We start from the raw sequence: 15,173 nt of genomic DNA, 5'->3' as shown, positions 1-15,173 counted from the left end.
GCAGGGGATTTCTTTCAGAGGCGCAGGTAAAGTCGGGCCGCTACCAAACATTTTTTCCACCCTGCATTCGCGAAGGTGCGTATCGCCGGGAGGCCACCATGGCTGAAGCCGACAGACTTTTCGGGGGAGAGGATGGGGAAGGTTAGGACCGCCGGCAGTGCCGGCGGTCGAGGCGTAGCGGTTTGGGGCGGCTCCTCAGGCCGCCATGCCCTGGATGGCCGAGACTTGCCAGTCGCCACCGCGTTTGCGCAGGAAGGTCCAGAGTTCGACGGCCTCGGTCGGATGGTCCGGATCGCCCTCGACGACACGGCCGGTGGCGCGGTCGCGCGTCACGTCGATGCTCTCGTAGCGCATGGCAACCGTCGCATAGTCGGCGCCGTCCTCGCGCCAGGCTTCCGCCACGTCGCCCTGCACCAGGTGCACGTCGCTGACCTCGTTCTTCAAGCCCTTGGTGGCATTCTCGCTCAGTTCCTCGGCCAGCCAGGACATCGCCTCCGGCGTCGTCAGCTTGCGCAGCGCCGCATAATCCTCGATGGCATAAGCCGCCTGCACTTGCTTCAGCATCGTCTCGAACTGGTCGAGATCCTGCGGGCCGACGCCGATCTCATCCGCCGGCTGAGAGGCGGTCCGCGCCGGCTCCTGCCGTGCGCCGCCGCCGATCTGCGGAATCTTGAAGGAGGGCATGCCCGCGGCCATACCAGCGCCAAAACCATTGCCCGACTGGCCGGAATAACCCGTCGCCGCATCGCGCGGCGAATAGCCGGCGGCGGCCGGTTCGTTGCGGCGGCCGAAGAAGCGCATCGCCAGCATGACGGCGCCGAAGATCAGGCCGACCTGCAGCAACAGGCCGAGGAAACCGGCAGCACCGCCAAGGCCGTTGCCCATCAGCATGCCGATCAGGCCGCCGAGCGCCAGGCCACCGAGCAGCGAGCGGCCGAAGCCGCCAAACAGACCGGGGCGCTGGGCGCCCGGCCGCGTCTGGCCCATGGTCTGCTGGCCGGCCGCTTGGCCTGGAGTCTGCTGCGGTGTCATCGTCCGGTTGATCGGCGCTGCATCGCCGGGTGCCGTGCGGGTAATCGGCGGCGTCGAAAACGTCCTTGTACCGCGGCTGCCGAAGCCGCTGCCGGCCCGTCGCGCCTCGGCCAGATCGACTGCCGTCAACATCACCATCGAAGCGACCGCAATCGTCGCCAGAACCCGTCCAACTTTGAACATCATACCAATCCTGTTGTCTCTCCCTTGCGCACCGGGGCGCGCCTTGTGCCGGAGATATGGTGGTCTTTGCGCCGAAATTGAAGGGGGGCGTGGCCCAGTTCACGGTAAAGCGGGTGCGGAGCGACCTGTTTCGGAGACGTGCCAAACGTCCGGTCGCGAAAATCCTCGGCGCCGTTTTCCCTACGACAATGGGGCGTTGCAGTTGTTTGGCTTGCAGCGGTTGGGGGGTTTTCGACGGTCTTGTCGTGTGCGAAAACTAACCGGCCTTCAGATGCCGGCCGAAGCGCTCGCCGGCGATGATGATCATGCCGGCGGAGAAGATCAGCGCCGCGCCAATGAAAACCTGAAACGCCGGTCTATCGCCCCAGATCAGGAAACCGAGCCCAAAGGCCCAGATCAGCGACGAATATTCGAACGGCGCCAGAACCGAGACCGGCGCCCGGCGCATGCCCTCGAACAGCGCATACTGGGCCATGCCGGCGATGAGCCCGGTGCCCACCATCAGCGCGACATCGACGGGAGCGGGCGGAACCCAGCTAATGGCGACGGGAATGCCGGTGAACAGGATGAAGAAGCCGCTGGAAATGGCCATCTGCACGAGCGTCACCTCCTCCAGCGCCGTCTTGCGCAAAAGCACCGTGGAAAAGGCCCAGAACACCGCCGCCTGCAGCGCCAGCCAGACCGGCAGGAAGAGTTTCATGCCGGTGCCGAAAGGGTCCGTGGCAACCAGCACGCCGATAAAACCGACGACGACGGCGATCCAGCGCAAGGGCGGCACATCCTCCTTCAGGATCGGCACCGCCAGAATGGTGATCAGGATCGGCGCGGCATAATAGAGCGTCGTCAGCTCCGCCAACCCCAGATCACGCGCCGCCGTGTAATAGGACAGCCAGGCCGCAAGCAAAAGCAGATTGCGCAGGACCATGGCTTTGAGAACCGGCGAACGCAGCGAGCGGCGCAGCAGCGGGCCACGCCCGACGGCCACGCAGAGCGCAAAAATCGTCACGCTGCGCACGAAGAGAATCTGCCAGACGGGCAGCGCCACGACCAGCCATTTGACCGAGGCATCCTGCAGCGTGAACAGGAAATAGGAAAAGATCGTCAGCAGAATGCCGGAAAGGACGGAGGTGTTCACGAAGGGCTCCCGATGCACGGCGGAGCGTGCGCACCTTCGTGATAGCGCGGCCCGATCCGGTGGGGAAGAGAAGCCTATGCTCAGGTCTGTGGCGAAAAATGGGGGTCGCCGGTGTGGGAACGCGCCCGCCTATCTGGGTTCTGACATAATGCGTTCATCGTTCGGCTCAGGGTGGTCGTCAAACGGCGAGCACCTCGCGACCGGCAGGATGGATTTCCACGAAGTATAGGCAGTGATCCCGTATTTCAATCAGGTGATTGTGTTGAAACGGCGCAGTTGCAGGATTATTTTCCTCATACGCTTTACTAGAGGACGCGTTTTCGCTAATGTTCCTGCCGAACGGCAAGAGGCCAACAGCAGAAGAAAGCGTCACGCTTCACCGCCCGCAGGATGCGCAACGATGTTTTCACATGACCGGATCTGGGGCGCGATCGATGCGCTCGCCGAGCGTCATCAGCTATCCCCTTCAGGTCTCGCCCGGCGGGCGGGGCTCGATCCGACGTCGTTCAACAAATCCAAGCGGCACTCCGCTGACGGGCGCGAGCGCTGGCCTTCGACGGAATCAATCGCCAAGGTTCTCGATGCCACCGGCTCGACGATCACCCAGTTCATGGAATTCCTGCGCCCGGGACCGGCATCCGGCGCCTTGCCGGAAGGTGCCTTTCCGCCGCAAACCGGCTCTGTCCCCCTGCTTGGCTTCGCCCAGGCGGGAGCCGGCGGCTTTTTCGACGATGGCGGCTTTCCGGCCGGCCAGGGCTGGGACGTGGTCGAGTTTCCAGCCGCACCCGGCGCCAAGGCCGGCGTCTATGCGCTGGAAATCCAGGGCGACAGCATGCTGCCGCTCTACCGCGACGGCGACGTCTTGATCGTCGAACCCGGCGCGCAGATCCGCCGCGGCGACCGCGTCGTGGTGAAGACGACCGAGGGCGAAATCATGGCCAAGGTGCTGGTGCGCCAGACCGCACGCAGCATCGAGCTGCTTTCGCTCAACCCGGATCATCCGAACCGCACATTCGAGCTCAGCGAGGTCGAGTGGATAGCCCGTATCATCTGGGCCAGCCAATAGGACAGTTTTCCTCATGAAGCGGCACCTCACCACCGCCGGCGGCGGATTGCTTGGCATTTTCCTGACGGTCGTGCTTCTGGAAAGCGGGGCATCGGTCATACAGGGACGGCAAAGCGCAACCGCACCGGAATTCACGCTCGAGACGCCTGATCTAAGTGAGGTGCCCGATTTGGGTGGCGGCATGGAAATGGGTGAAACGGAGACGGACGGTGAGACAGTGCCGATCGATCCGGCTGAAAACAGCACGGCCGACCCCGAAGGCAAATCCGTACGTGACATCGCGCCGGAACAATTCAGCTTGCCGGAGGAGGTGGCGGCAAAGCCGCTCGAGCGGATCGAGGCCCGGCAGCCGCTCTCAGATCCCGTGGCAAAGCCGGAGCCGGTTCCATCCGTACTTCGCCATCCGGTCGCCCTGTCGGCGGGTCTTATCCAGTTCGACGGCGACCGCCTGTTGCAGCTTGACGGGCTCGTCTCGCAAACAGCCGCGCGGACATGCGACGCCACCGGCAAGAGCTGGCCCTGCGGTATCGTTGCACGCACCGCATTCCGCAATTTCCTCAGAGCGCGCGCGCTCCTGTGCGATCCCGAAGGACGGCTGGCAAGGAACGCTGACCACCACCTGCACCGTCAACAACACCGATCCCGCCGCCTGGCTCGCCGAAAACGGCTGGGCGGAAGCAGCGGCTGGATCGCCGCTCGAGAACAAGGTGGAAGCGGCGAAAAAATCCCGTCTCGGCTTTTTCGGAGGCGATCCCCGCGATTTCAGCGCAACGCCTGTACCGCTTGATGAAACGGCGGTGCCCGAGGAGCCACAAACCGACGCAGATACGCGCGAGCCGGACTTGTAAGCAGAAGTGCCGGTCCATACCTCTTTGCCCAGTCCCCAGCAGCACGGATAGATCATGCCCGAGAACCTCAGCCATCACGAAGCCCTTATCTATGTCATGGTGATGATGTCGGCGGTCGACAAGGCCATGACCGATCGCGAACTGGAAGGCATCGGCCGGCTTGCCCGCTTCCTGCCGGTCTTCGACGGCTTCGACGATGACCGGCTGGTCCATGTAGCACGGGAATGCGGGGCTCTCCTCGACGGGCCGGAAGGATTGGATATCGCGCTTGAGGTGGTGCGTGAGGCGCTCCCTCCCCGCCTCTACGATACGGCTTACGCCGTCGCCGTGGAACTTGCCGCCGCCGACCATTCCATCCGGAATGAGGAAATCCGGCTGCTGCAGCTTCTGCGCGACCGGCTGGATCTAGACAAGCTCACCTGTGCCGCGATCGAGCGCAGCGCCATTGCCCGCTTCCGCAAATGACAGAGAGGATGCCAGCGTCGGTCTCGCACGGTACAATAGTGCTTGCCGGCGCAGCTTTATCGGTCGCTGCTCCTCGCATTTCGAAAGGCATAAAGAGGTAGCGATCAATAGATGCCAGCGGGGAAATACCGCAAATAGATTTCGTTGAGACGGCCCTTGCGGGAGAGTTCGAGCAAAGCGTGATCAATCGCCTGCGTGAGTGCCGGATCACCCTTGCGGTTCATGATCGCGAGGCCCTCCCCCAGAAAACGCTGCGAGAAATAGGCGCCGTCCAGCAGTGTACAGCAATTGCCAGCGTCGCTGCCCGCGGTCCAAAAGGACAGCTGCATGCCATCGGAGAAGACCGCAGCAACGGTCCCCTCCTTCAGCGCCGCGAGCATTGCGTCGCGGGTGGGAAATGATTTCGTTTCGAGCTTCGGAAAAAATGCCTTCAACATCGCTTCGTGCGTGGTTCCGGACACCGCACCGACCGGTTTGCTGCCAAGCGCGCCGACCGAAAGATCGCCGCCCGTGACCTGCCCATTGGCAGCGAACCGGGCCGGCAGCTTCATGAACGCACGGGAAAAGGCGAAGCGCTGGCGAAGCTCGGGACTGACGCCGATCCCCGCGACAATTGCCTCTCCCTGTCCGTCTTCGAGCGCCGGCTGCAATTCCGCGAAAGTCACGGCCTGGATCTGGCATTTGGCCTCGATCTCCAGTTCGCGGCAGATTTCCCGCACCAGATCGACATGGAAGCCAGAAAGCTTGCCCGACTGATCGATGAAATTGAACGGTGGAAAATCCACCGTCGTCAGAAAGCGCAGTCGCGCCAGACCGCTCAAATCCGGTTTCGCGATCCGTTCGCGCGCGTCAAACAACAAAGGCAGGTCGTGGACGCCGGCGGCCCGTGAAAGGGTCGAAAAAGGTGCAACCAGCAGCACGCAAAGCGCGAAAATCCCGGAGAATTTTAGGGATGCACGGACCGCGCGTGTCATTATGATTATTCCCAGGGTCGATAAAGGGGATATCGCCGCGCGTGCGGCAACGGGGTTTTGCGTCTCGGAGAATATCCGGACAATTCCGGAATGGCTACCGCAAATGAAGCGCCTGACAGGCGAAGGCTGCCTGCTGCTGCAGATGGGCATCGGCAAACCCTTGATTGCGCAAGCGATGCTGCTCGCCAATGAGCACGGCACGACTGTCGAGTAGGAACTTCTCGCCTCCGGAAAAATCAGCGAAACCGTCTGCGATATCGTCAACATCTTCGGCAGCTACGCCGTCTTCATTGCGCTCGGACGCAACCGGATGGGGGGCAGGGAAAGACCTACCGTTGGAAGGCGCTGGGCCTTCGTGCCGTTCTACTGGCTGATCATGTCGCTCGCCGCCTGGAGGGCCGTGGTGGAACTCCAGACCAATCCGTTCTCCTGGAACAAGACGCCGCATGCTCCGGTCAACGAAACATAGGAAGACGGTGGAGCGGGTAGCGGGAATCGAACCCGCACGATCAGCTTGGGAAGCTGACAAGCTACCACTACATCATACCCGCAACGGCTGCGAGGTTTCCACCAAGCACCGCCCGCTGTCAAGGCGGCATCCGAATTTACAGGCGGCTATTTATTCCGCACGGAAATGCTTGGAGAGCTTCAGGCCCTGCGCCTGGTAGTTGGAGCCGAGATCAAGCCCATAAAGGCCTTCCGGTTGCTCCATCATGTACTCATAGACCAGACGGCCGACGATCTGGCCGTGCTCCAGGATGAACGGGACCTCGTGGCTGCGGACTTCGAGCACGGCGCGACTTCCCGTTCCGCCGGCAAAGGCATGGCCGAAGCCGGGATCGAAGAAGCCGGCATAGTGGACCCGGAATTCGCCGACCAGCGGATCGAACGGTGTCATTTCGGCGGCATAGAGCGGCGGCACATGCACCGCTTCGCGCGAGACGAGGATGTAGAACTCATCTGGATCGAGGATCAGCTCGTCGCGGCCGCGGCTATAGAGCGGCTCCCAGAAATCGAAGATGCCATGCTCGGCCTTCTTGTCGACATCGACAACGGCCGTGTGGTGCTTGCCGCGATAGCCGATCAGGCCGTCGGCGCCGGTCCCCTTGAGGTCGATCGAAAGGGCAATGCCGCCGCCGGAGACGTTCGGCTTTTCGCTTGCGACCAGCACATCGCTTTCATGCAGCGCGAGGACCTCGGCTTCGCTGAGAAGCGCATGGCCGATGCGAAAGCGGATCTGCGACAGCCGCGAGCCGCGCCGCACGATCACCGGAAACGTGCGCGGGCTGATTTCGAGATAGAGCGGGCCGGAATATCCGGCCGGGATCTTGTCGAATTCCTGCGCCCGGTCGGTGATGACGCGGGTGAAAATATCGAGGCGGCCGGTCGAGCTCTTGGGATTGGCAGACGCCGACATGCCGGGTGGCAGGTCGAGGCGTTCCATCAGCGGCACGATATAGACGCAGCCGGTCTCAAGCACGGCCCCTTCGGAGAGATCGATGACGTGCAGCTTCAACCGGTCGAGCTTGTCGGCCACAAGGTGGCTGGGTCCGGGCATGAAGCTGGCGCGCACGCGGAAGGCTTTCGACCCCAGACGCAGATCAAGGCTTGCCGGCTGGATCTGATCGATATCCAGCTTGCTTTCGCTTTTCAAACGCCCCGCATCAAACAACGCTGCAATCGCGCGATCGGCTAGAATGCCTGTGGCCCTCGTCATTTCTATCTTCCTTGTTGCCGGAACCGGCACGTCATAAACCAAATTGTCCCCGTGACATATCTTCTTGTTCCCGGGAATTGACGCAAGCGCGGCTAATCAGTAAATACTGACTTATCCCGTGGTGATTTGGCCGGTCGGCTTGCAGCCACGTTAAACAAATAGCTAAAAAGGCCGGGTTCGAAACCGGCTTGCTTTTGCGGCCGGTTTTTTTGTTTGTGAAAGCGACGATCCGATGAGCAAAAACTGGCGCCCGGCAACACAGCTCGTTCATGGCGGCACGACCCGTTCGAACCACGGCGAAACCTCAGAAGCCATCTTCCTGACCCAGGGCTTCGTTTATGACAGCTCGGAAGCCGCCGAGGCGCGCTTCAAGGGCGAGACCGACGGCTTCATCTACGCCCGCTACGGCAGCCCGACCAACGACATGTTCGAACAGCGCATGTGCATGCTGGAAGGCGCCGAGGATGCGCGCGCCACGGCATCCGGCATGGCGGCGGTTTCAGCCGCCATTCTCTGCCAGCTCAAGGCCGGCGACCATATCGTCGCGGCCCGCGCCCTGTTCGGTTCCTGCCGCTGGGTGGTGGAGACACTGGCGCCCAAATACGGCATCGAATGCACGCTGATCGACGGGCGTTTCCTCGAGAACTGGGAAAAGGCGGTCAAGCCGAACACCAAGGTTTTCTTCCTCGAAAGCCCGACCAATCCGACGCTGGAAGTCGTCGATATCGCCGGCGTTGCCAGGCTCGCCAATGCGGTCGGTGCCAAGGTCGTTGTCGACAACGTCTTTGCGACACCGCTGCTGCAGAAGCCGCTGGAACTCGGCGCCCATATCGTCGTCTATTCCGCCACCAAGCATATCGATGGCCAGGGCCGCTGCCTCGGCGGCGTCATCCTCTCCGACAAGGAGTGGATCAACGAGCACCTGCACGACTATTTCCGCCATACCGGCCCGGCGCTGTCGCCGTTCAATGCCTGGACGCTGCTGAAGGGCATCGAGACCCTACCGCTGCGCGTGCGCCAGCAGAGCGAGAACGCTTCGCGGGTCGCCGACTTCCTTGCCGAGCAGCCGCAGGTCGCCCGCGTGATCTATCCGGGCCGCAAGGATCATCCGCAGGCCGATATCATTGCCCGGCAGATGAAGGGCGGATCGACGCTGGTCTGCTTCGAACTGAAGGGCGGCAAGGAAGCGGCCTTCGCGCTGCAGAACGCGCTGGATGTCGTGCTGATCTCCAACAATCTCGGCGACTCGAAGAGCCTGATCACCCATCCGGCGACGACGACGCACAAGAACCTGTCGGACGAAGCCCGCACTGAGCTCGGCATTTCGCCTGGCACCGTGCGCTTCTCCGCCGGTATCGAGGATAGCGCGGACCTGATCGACGATTTCGCCCGGGCGCTGAAATCCGTGAAGGCCTGATTTTCGGCTTTTGTTTCGAACGCCCGTGTCCGGCCGGACGCGGGCGTTTTTCTATGCCTGCTTTTCAGTCCTGAAACTTGTCCGCGCCAAAATGACGCGCGACAGCGCCGTGTAGAAACAGACAAGTGAAAAGCCGATGGCGATCTCCGAAAACCAGTGCGGCAACAGGCAGAAGGCGAGGAAGACGACAATCGTTTCCGTTGCCTCGGCAAAACCCGTGGTGAAATAGAGCGACTTCGCGCCCCGCGCATCCGTGGCGAGGCCGCGCTTCTCGGCCATGACGGCGAAAGCGAGAAAGCTCGCACCATTGATATAGAAAGAGAGAAGAAGCAGCCCGCCGGCAGCGCCGTTCTCATAGGGATCGGCCAGGATGAACGCGAAAGGAATGAGGCCGTAGAAGGCGAAATCGAGCACGATATCGAGGAAGCCGCCGAAATCCGTGCTGTCAGTCGCGCGTGCGACGGCGCCGTCCAGTCCGTCACAGATCCGGCTTGCGCCGATCAGAATAAAACCCCAGGCGAAAGCGTCGAGAACGATGGCAATGGCGGCGGCCAATCCGAGCAGAAAGCCGGTGATCGTGACCGTATTCGCGCTGATACCGCGGCGCGCCAAAGCCCTGCCGGCGCGATCGAGCCAGGGATCAAGCCGCTTCCTGAAGTGACCGTCGAGCATGCTGTGCCCTATCCTAACAGTTTACGCTGTACGTTATTCTTGACGAAACCATCTTGCTGTAGAATATCGCGCAAAGACTTGAAAAGGGTTTGCATATGTACCGCGCGCTAACTCGCGATATCGAGGTGACCGTAGAGCCTTATTATCTGGAGGAGCAGTCCGATCCGGAGGACAGCCGTTATGTCTGGGGCTACCGCATCCTGATCTCCAACTTTTCCGGCAGGACCGTGCGGCTGATGACGCGCTACTGGCATATCACCGACGAAAACGGCCAGGTGGACGAAGTGAATGGGCCGGGCGTCATCGGCGAGCAGCCGGTTCTCAATCCCGGCGATACCTATGAATATTCGTCAGGCTGCCCGCTCGATACACCGTCAGGCGTGATGTTCGGCCATTATTCGATGGAAACACCGGAGGGCGATACCTTCACGGTCGACATTCCCGCTTTCTCGCTGGACTCCCCCGGCCAGGCCCGGACCTTGAACTAGGGCCGCAGCTTTTTTACTGCGGCCTCACTTCTGTTGCCTCAAAACGATAGGTGGTCGAGCAGAATTCGCAGGTGACCGATACCATTCCGTCCTCCGCCGCGTGATCAAGATCCTCCTGGCTGAGACTTGCCAGCACGTCGCGGAGTTTCTCGCGTGAACAGCTGCACTTGTCGTAAACCGCCTGGGGCGGATAGACCTTGACGCCGCGCTCATGGAACAGCCGGTAGAGCAGACGTTCGGTGCCGACCGTCGGATCTGTGAGTTCGTCGGCGTCGATGGTCTGGACCATGACGCTCGCTTCATCCCAGAGATCGTCGACCTCGAAGGCATTCTCACCGTCGTCACCGTCGCCACCGTGCAGATCCGCCTGGCGCATGCGCTCAGGTGCTTCCGGCAGGAACTGCGCAACCATGCCGCCCGCCCGCCAGCGATGCCGCGGCTTGCCGTTCTCGTCGCGGTCGAGCAATTCGGCGACGCCGAGGCGCACCTTGGTCGGGATTTGCTCCGACTGGCGGAAATAGACGCCGGCGATCTCTTCGAGCGAGGCGCCATCGAGCGGCACGATGCCCTGATACCGCTGCGTATGCGCGCCCTGGTCGATGGTGAAGGCAAGAATGCCTTCACCCAGCAAATGCTGCGGCTTGGTGAGGCCATTCTCTTCGGCGAGCGACAGGGCTTCTTCATCGTAGCGGGCATAGGCGCGCACCCGGTCCGGCGTCGAGAAATCGGCGACGACCAGATCGACCGGACCGTTGCTTTTCGTCTGGACGATCAGCTTGCCCTCGAATTTCAGCGAGGTGCCGAGCAGGACCGTCAGCACCACCGTTTCGGCAACGAGACGGGCGACTGGCAGCGGATAATTGTGGCGTTCGAGAATGGCGTCGAGCATCGGGCCGAGCTGGACGGCACGACCGCGCACATCGAGGCCCTCCACCTGAAACGGCACGACATGATCGTCGCCGGCAAAATCGAACTGGCCGAGGCCCGGTATGGTTTCCGTCATCACTCTGCTCCTTAGCCCTCAGTCATCCATGCCAAAAAGGTCAAAGCCTTTGGCGACGCGATGTCCGATGCTCTTATTGATCCTGCGCAGGTCCGTTTTGTCCAGATCGTCACTGAAAAAACGGCTGCTTGCGCTTCTCGCTCCCGCTGCAGACAGCGCTACGGATGGTTGGATATTCTGGACGCGAATGACCGGCACAGGAGGCTGAGCTACCCGCCGGTCATCCAATTGCAGCATAGATCGGGTGCCGCGGTCCGGTTTTCAATATGCGCGGTGAAGCGCTCCTCAAAGCGCCCCGAGGCACCAGGCGAGAACCGATTTCTGCGCATGCAGGCGGTTTTCCGCCTCGTCGAACACGACCGACTGCTTGCCGTCGATCACATCGTCGGTCACTTCTTCGCCGCGATGCGCAGGCAGGCAATGCATGAACAGCGCGTCCTTGTCGGCCTTCGCCATCAGCGCCGCATTGACCTGGAACGGCTGGAAGACATTGTGGCCGCGGGCGCGATGTTCCTGGTTCATCGACACCCAGGTATCGGTGACCACGCAATGGGCGCCCTCGACCGCCTGATCGGCGTCGTGATAGAGCTTGATGTCGCCGCCATTGTTGCGGGCCCAGTTGAGGATCCTGTCGTCCGGCTCGGAACCCAGCGGAACGGCCATGTTCATCCGATAGCCGAAACGGGCGGAACCTTCGACGAAGGAATGCAACACATTGTTGCCGTCGCCGGTCCAGGCAATGGTCTTGCCCTTCACGGGACCTGCATGTTCCTCGAAGGTCATGATATCGGCCATGATCTGGCAGGGATGCGTGGTGTCCGTCAGGCCGTTGATCACGGGCACGGTCGCATGCTCGGCAAGCTCCAGCAGGCGCGTGTGATCGGTCGTGCGGATCATGATGGCATCGACATAGCGCGACAGCACCTTGGCCGTGTCGCCGATGGTTTCGGCGCGGCCGAGCTGCATCTCGGTGCCGGAGAGGAACAGCGTCTCGCCGCCGAGCTGGCGCATGCCGACATCGAAGGACACGCGCGTGCGCGTCGACGGCTTCTCGAAGATCATCGCCAGCATCTTGCCGGCAAGCGGCTTTTCGGCCGTGCCGGCCTTGGTCGCCGCCTTGCGGACACGAGCGTCGTCGATGATCGCCCGCAGATCGCCTGTCGTCATGGCAGAAAGGTCGAGAAAGTGTCTGGCCATTCTATTTCAAAGTCCTGTGTTTTCAGCTTGGGAAGGGGAACGTCGTTCAGGCCGAGGCCTTTCGTCGTTCCACCGTCAGCTGTTCGGCGGCGCGCTCGAGCCGCGCCAGGCCTTCGCGGGCCTCCTCGGCCGTCGTCACCAGCGGCGGCAGCAGGCGGATGACATTTTCACCCGCAGGCACGGCCAGAAGCTGCTCGGCGCGGATCGCCTTGAGCAGGTCTGCGGACGGCACCTTGGCCTTGATGCCGAGCATCAGGCCTTCGCCGCGGATTTCCTCGATGACATCGGGGAAACGATCGGCAAGCGAGGCAAGGCCCTGGCGGAAAACCAGCGCCACGTCGCGGACATGCTGCAGGAAACCATCGGCCAATACAACGTCGAGCACCGCGTTGCCGACAGCCATCGCCAGCGGATTGCCGCCATAGGTCGACCCATGCGTTCCGGCGACCATGCCGGAAGCCGCATCCGCTGTCGCAAGGCAGGCGCCGAGCGGGAAACCGCCGCCGATGCCCTTGGCGACGGCCATGATGTCGGGCGTGAGGCCCGCCCATTCATAGGCAAACAGTTTGCCGGTCCGACCGATGCCGCACTGGACCTCGTCGAGGATCAGAAGCAGGCCGTATTCGTCGCAGAGCGAGCGCAGCTCCAGCAGGAACTCCTTGGAAACCGTGCGGATACCACCTTCGCCCTGGATCGGCTCGATCAGGATCGCGGCGGTTTCCTCCGTGATGGCAGCCTTGAGGGCGGTCATGTCGTTGAAAGGAACCTGGTAGAAGCCCGGAGCCTTGGGGCCGAAACCTTCGAGATACTTTGCCTGACCGCCGGCCGCGATGGTCGCGAGCGTCCGGCCATGGAAGGCGCCCTCGAAGGTGATGATGTGGAACTTTTCCGGATGCCCCTTGGAAAAGTGATAGCGCCGCGCCGTCTTGATGGCGCATTCCAGCGCTTCCGCACCCGAATTGGTGAAGAACACCTTGTCGGCGAAGGTCGCCTCCGTCAGGCGGCGGCTGAGGCTCTCCTGGCCGGGAACTTCATAGAGATTGGAGAGATGCCAGACCTTGTCGGCCTGCTCCTTCAACGCTGAAACGAGGTGCGGATGGGCATGACCGAGCGAATTGACCGCCACGCCGGCGGCGAAATCGAGATAGCGCGTACCGTCCTCCGCAACCAGCCAGACGCCTTCGCCGCGCTCGAACCGCAAGGGCGCGCGGGCATATGTGTCATAAAGCGGCGTGGCATCGGCCATGGCGCATATCTCCTCAATCATCGCGGTGATTGTTTCGGTCAGCTTCTACGTTGGACTGTGGCCAGCCCTTAAAAAATCAAAATGCCGCCTCGCGGCGGCAAAATCACTATCTTCATTTCGCACCGCAATGTCAACAAAAGCCCGTGATTTGCGGCAAATCGCGCCAGTGTCGCGACATCGATTTTTTCGAACGAGCACTCTTGCAAAAATGCCACGCATGCCAAGCAAGTTGGGGAAAACTCGAAAATCGATTCGCTCGGATTCCGGGGACTCTTGTCAGCGAGTCCCCCTACCTCTACCTTAACAAACAATTACTAGAACGCATGCGGCGGACCTAGTCACCAAAAGAGTTATCGCGTTTCAACCTCGGCACCTGTCCGGGGGTCGGTGGAGGATTCGACCATCACCAACGCTGTGAATGGAGAGAAGACCATGAACTGGACTGACGAGCGGGTCGAGAAACTCAAGAAGTTGTGGTCAGAAGGATTGAGCGCGAGCCAGATCGCCGCCCAGCTCGGCGGCGTCAGCCGAAACGCGGTTATCGGCAAGGTCCACCGACTTTGCCTGCCTGGCCGTGCCAAGGCCGGTGGCAGCACCGCGACCACCGCCCGCACCAAACGTCCAGCAACGTCCGCGCCGCGTGCGCCCAACTACGCCGCGCGCATGACCACCCGCACCGTGACACGCACCACGGGTGCCACCGTCATGAAGGAAGAGGTGGAAATCGACGCCATCGAGGATCAGGACGTCGCACCGGTCAGCAACGTGGTCGTGCCGATGTCTCGCCGTCTGGCACTGACCCAGCTTACCGACCGCACCTGCAAGTGGCCGATCGGCGATCCGATGAAGGAAGAGTTCCACTTCTGCGGCAACGACTCGCCCGACACTTCGCCCTACTGCACCTTCCACGCGAAGCTGGCCTACCAGCCTTCCGGCGAGCGCCGCCGGGCTCGCTGAGACGACGGATTGCTGAACATGAAAAACGGGGCCAGCCGGCCCCTTTTTTCATGCGTCGCTCAAAATGCAATCAGCTCTCCAGTGAATATCCGGCGCCGCGCACGGTGCGGATCACGTCCTGCATGTTGGAGAAGTTCAGTGCCTTGCGCAGGCGGCCGACGTGAACGTCGACAGTGCGCTCGTCGACGTAGATGTCGTGACCCCAGACGCCATCCAAGAGCTGCGAGCGCGAAAAGACCCGGCCGGGCGAGGCCATGAAGAATTCCAGCAGCCGGAATTCGGTCGGGCCCAATCGGACCTCGCGGGTCTTGCGGTGGACGCGGTGGGTTTCGCGGTCGAGTTCGATATCGCCACATTTCAGCAGCGTCGACAGCACTTCCGGTTTGGCGCGGCGCAGCATTGCCTTGACGCGTGCCATCAGCTCCGGGGTCGAGAACGGCTTGACCACATAATCGTCGGCGCCGGTGGCAAGACCGCGTACCCGTTCGCTCTCTTCGCCGCGCGCCGTCAGCATGATGATCGGCAGGCGCTCGGTCTCAGAGCGCTGGCGAAGCCGGCGGCACAGCTCGATGCCGGAAACACCCGGCAGCATCCAATCGAGGATCAAGAGATCCGGCAGGCGTTCCTGAAGGCGGATTTCCGCTTCATCGCCACGGTTGATCGTATCAACTTCAAACCCTTCGGCCTCAAGATTGTAACGCAGGAGAACGCTCAGCGCCTCCTCGTCTTCGACAACGGCAATTCTTGGCAGCATGCGGTCTCAACTCCTTGAC

17 protein-coding genes, 1 tRNA gene and 1 riboswitch are annotated in these 15,173 nt (G+C 61.9%); of the genes, 7 read left to right on the top strand and 11 right to left on the bottom strand.

Translation table 11 applies throughout. The features are described 5' to 3' along the window. Window positions 1-195: 195 nt before the first annotated feature. Together WI754_RS07830 and WI754_RS07825 are read right to left on the bottom strand one after the other, a co-directional pair. Entirely contained in the window at window positions 196-1,215 is a 1,020-nt protein-coding gene (locus tag WI754_RS07830) for a Tim44 domain-containing protein (RefSeq protein ID WP_349437126.1), read from the bottom strand. A 256-nt stretch (window positions 1,216-1,471) separates the two neighbouring features. Then, complete coding sequence (locus tag WI754_RS07825; RefSeq protein ID WP_349437125.1) at window positions 1,472-2,350, bottom strand: DMT family transporter; 879 nt, start codon at window positions 2,348-2,350, stop codon at window positions 1,472-1,474. Window positions 2,351-2,750: 400 nt separating this feature from the next. Here WI754_RS07825 and WI754_RS07820 point away from each other — a divergent pair, with 400 nt between their 5' ends. The 3 genes from WI754_RS07820 (at window position 2,751) to WI754_RS07810 (ending at window position 4,729) form a co-directional block, all read left to right on the top strand. Then, on the top strand, window positions 2,751-3,416 hold the full coding sequence (locus tag WI754_RS07820) for a helix-turn-helix transcriptional regulator (protein WP_349437124.1): 666 nt from the start codon (window positions 2,751-2,753) through the stop codon (window positions 3,414-3,416). 13 nt (window positions 3,417-3,429) lie between these two features. Continuing rightward, a complete protein-coding gene (locus WI754_RS07815) occupies window positions 3,430-4,203 on the top strand; it encodes a hypothetical protein (protein WP_349437123.1) in 774 nt (257 codons plus the stop codon). 115 nt (window positions 4,204-4,318) lie between these two features. Beyond that, window positions 4,319-4,729, top strand: coding sequence for a tellurite resistance TerB family protein (locus WI754_RS07810; RefSeq protein ID WP_349437122.1), 411 nt, complete (start codon window positions 4,319-4,321; stop codon window positions 4,727-4,729). Window positions 4,730-4,833: 104 nt separating this feature from the next. Here WI754_RS07810 and WI754_RS07805 read toward each other — a convergent pair whose 3' ends face one another. Further along, window positions 4,834-5,703 (bottom strand): transporter substrate-binding domain-containing protein, encoded by an 870-nt coding sequence (locus WI754_RS07805; protein WP_349437121.1) that lies wholly within the window; start codon window positions 5,701-5,703, stop codon window positions 4,834-4,836. A gap of 310 nt (window positions 5,704-6,013) precedes the next feature. Here WI754_RS07805 and WI754_RS07800 point away from each other — a divergent pair, with 310 nt between their 5' ends. After that, a complete protein-coding gene (locus tag WI754_RS07800; RefSeq protein WP_349437119.1) occupies window positions 6,014-6,172 on the top strand; it encodes a hypothetical protein in 159 nt (52 codons plus the stop codon). A gap of 8 nt (window positions 6,173-6,180) precedes the next feature. Here the strand turns inward: WI754_RS07800 and WI754_RS07795 are convergent. Further along, window positions 6,181-6,254 (bottom strand) — tRNA-Gly (locus tag WI754_RS07795). A 68-nt stretch (window positions 6,255-6,322) separates the two neighbouring features. Continuing rightward, on the bottom strand, window positions 6,323-7,420 hold the full coding sequence (locus WI754_RS07790) for a 2'-deoxycytidine 5'-triphosphate deaminase (protein ID WP_349437118.1): 1,098 nt from the start codon (window positions 7,418-7,420) through the stop codon (window positions 6,323-6,325). A 108-nt stretch (window positions 7,421-7,528) separates the two neighbouring features. Continuing rightward, a riboswitch (SAM riboswitch) is annotated at window positions 7,529-7,607 on the top strand. A gap of 45 nt (window positions 7,608-7,652) precedes the next feature. On the opposite strand from WI754_RS07790, the gene WI754_RS07785 reads away from it, so the two are divergent. Continuing rightward, complete coding sequence (locus WI754_RS07785; RefSeq protein WP_349437117.1) at window positions 7,653-8,837, top strand: O-succinylhomoserine sulfhydrylase; 1,185 nt, start codon at window positions 7,653-7,655, stop codon at window positions 8,835-8,837. A gap of 51 nt (window positions 8,838-8,888) precedes the next feature. Here WI754_RS07785 and WI754_RS07780 read toward each other — a convergent pair whose 3' ends face one another. Further along, on the bottom strand, window positions 8,889-9,509 hold the full coding sequence (locus tag WI754_RS07780; protein WP_349437116.1) for a CDP-alcohol phosphatidyltransferase family protein: 621 nt from the start codon (window positions 9,507-9,509) through the stop codon (window positions 8,889-8,891). 95 nt (window positions 9,510-9,604) lie between these two features. On the opposite strand from WI754_RS07780, the gene apaG reads away from it, so the two are divergent. Further along, window positions 9,605-9,997: a Co2+/Mg2+ efflux protein ApaG gene (gene apaG / locus WI754_RS07775; protein ID WP_349437115.1), complete on the top strand. Its 393-nt coding sequence runs from the start codon at window positions 9,605-9,607 to the stop codon at window positions 9,995-9,997. A 13-nt stretch (window positions 9,998-10,010) separates the two neighbouring features. Here apaG and WI754_RS07770 read toward each other — a convergent pair whose 3' ends face one another. Genes WI754_RS07770 through WI754_RS07755 form a run of 4 tightly spaced genes read right to left on the bottom strand, consistent with a single transcriptional unit; the run spans window position 10,011 to window position 13,443 of the window. Continuing rightward, window positions 10,011-11,000: an Hsp33 family molecular chaperone gene (locus WI754_RS07770; RefSeq protein WP_349437114.1), complete on the bottom strand. Its 990-nt coding sequence runs from the start codon at window positions 10,998-11,000 to the stop codon at window positions 10,011-10,013. Between the two features lie 18 nt (window positions 11,001-11,018). After that, complete coding sequence (locus WI754_RS07765; RefSeq protein WP_349437112.1) at window positions 11,019-11,237, bottom strand: hypothetical protein; 219 nt, start codon at window positions 11,235-11,237, stop codon at window positions 11,019-11,021. 48 nt (window positions 11,238-11,285) lie between these two features. Next, complete coding sequence (gene argF, locus WI754_RS07760) at window positions 11,286-12,197, bottom strand: ornithine carbamoyltransferase (protein ID WP_349437111.1); 912 nt, start codon at window positions 12,195-12,197, stop codon at window positions 11,286-11,288. Window positions 12,198-12,243: 46 nt separating this feature from the next. Continuing rightward, complete coding sequence (locus tag WI754_RS07755; protein WP_349437110.1) at window positions 12,244-13,443, bottom strand: aspartate aminotransferase family protein; 1,200 nt, start codon at window positions 13,441-13,443, stop codon at window positions 12,244-12,246. A gap of 432 nt (window positions 13,444-13,875) precedes the next feature. Here WI754_RS07755 and WI754_RS07750 point away from each other — a divergent pair, with 432 nt between their 5' ends. Then, entirely contained in the window at window positions 13,876-14,400 is a 525-nt protein-coding gene (locus WI754_RS07750; protein WP_349437109.1) for a GcrA family cell cycle regulator, read from the top strand. Between the two features lie 70 nt (window positions 14,401-14,470). On the opposite strand, the gene phoB is transcribed toward WI754_RS07750, so the two are convergent. After that, the gene (phoB, locus tag WI754_RS07745) at window positions 14,471-15,154 is read right to left on the bottom strand and encodes a phosphate regulon transcriptional regulator PhoB (RefSeq protein ID WP_018324025.1); all 684 of its coding nucleotides are present in this window, start codon (window positions 15,152-15,154) and stop codon (window positions 14,471-14,473) included. Window positions 15,155-15,173: the final 19 nt, after the last annotated feature.

Origin of the sequence: Pararhizobium sp. A13 (assembly GCF_040126305.1) — a bacterium.
Lineage (GTDB): Bacteria > Pseudomonadota > Alphaproteobacteria > Rhizobiales > Rhizobiaceae > Pararhizobium.
The sequence above is the reverse complement of the archived record's forward strand: the minus strand, read 5'-3'. Positions and strand labels throughout refer to the sequence as shown.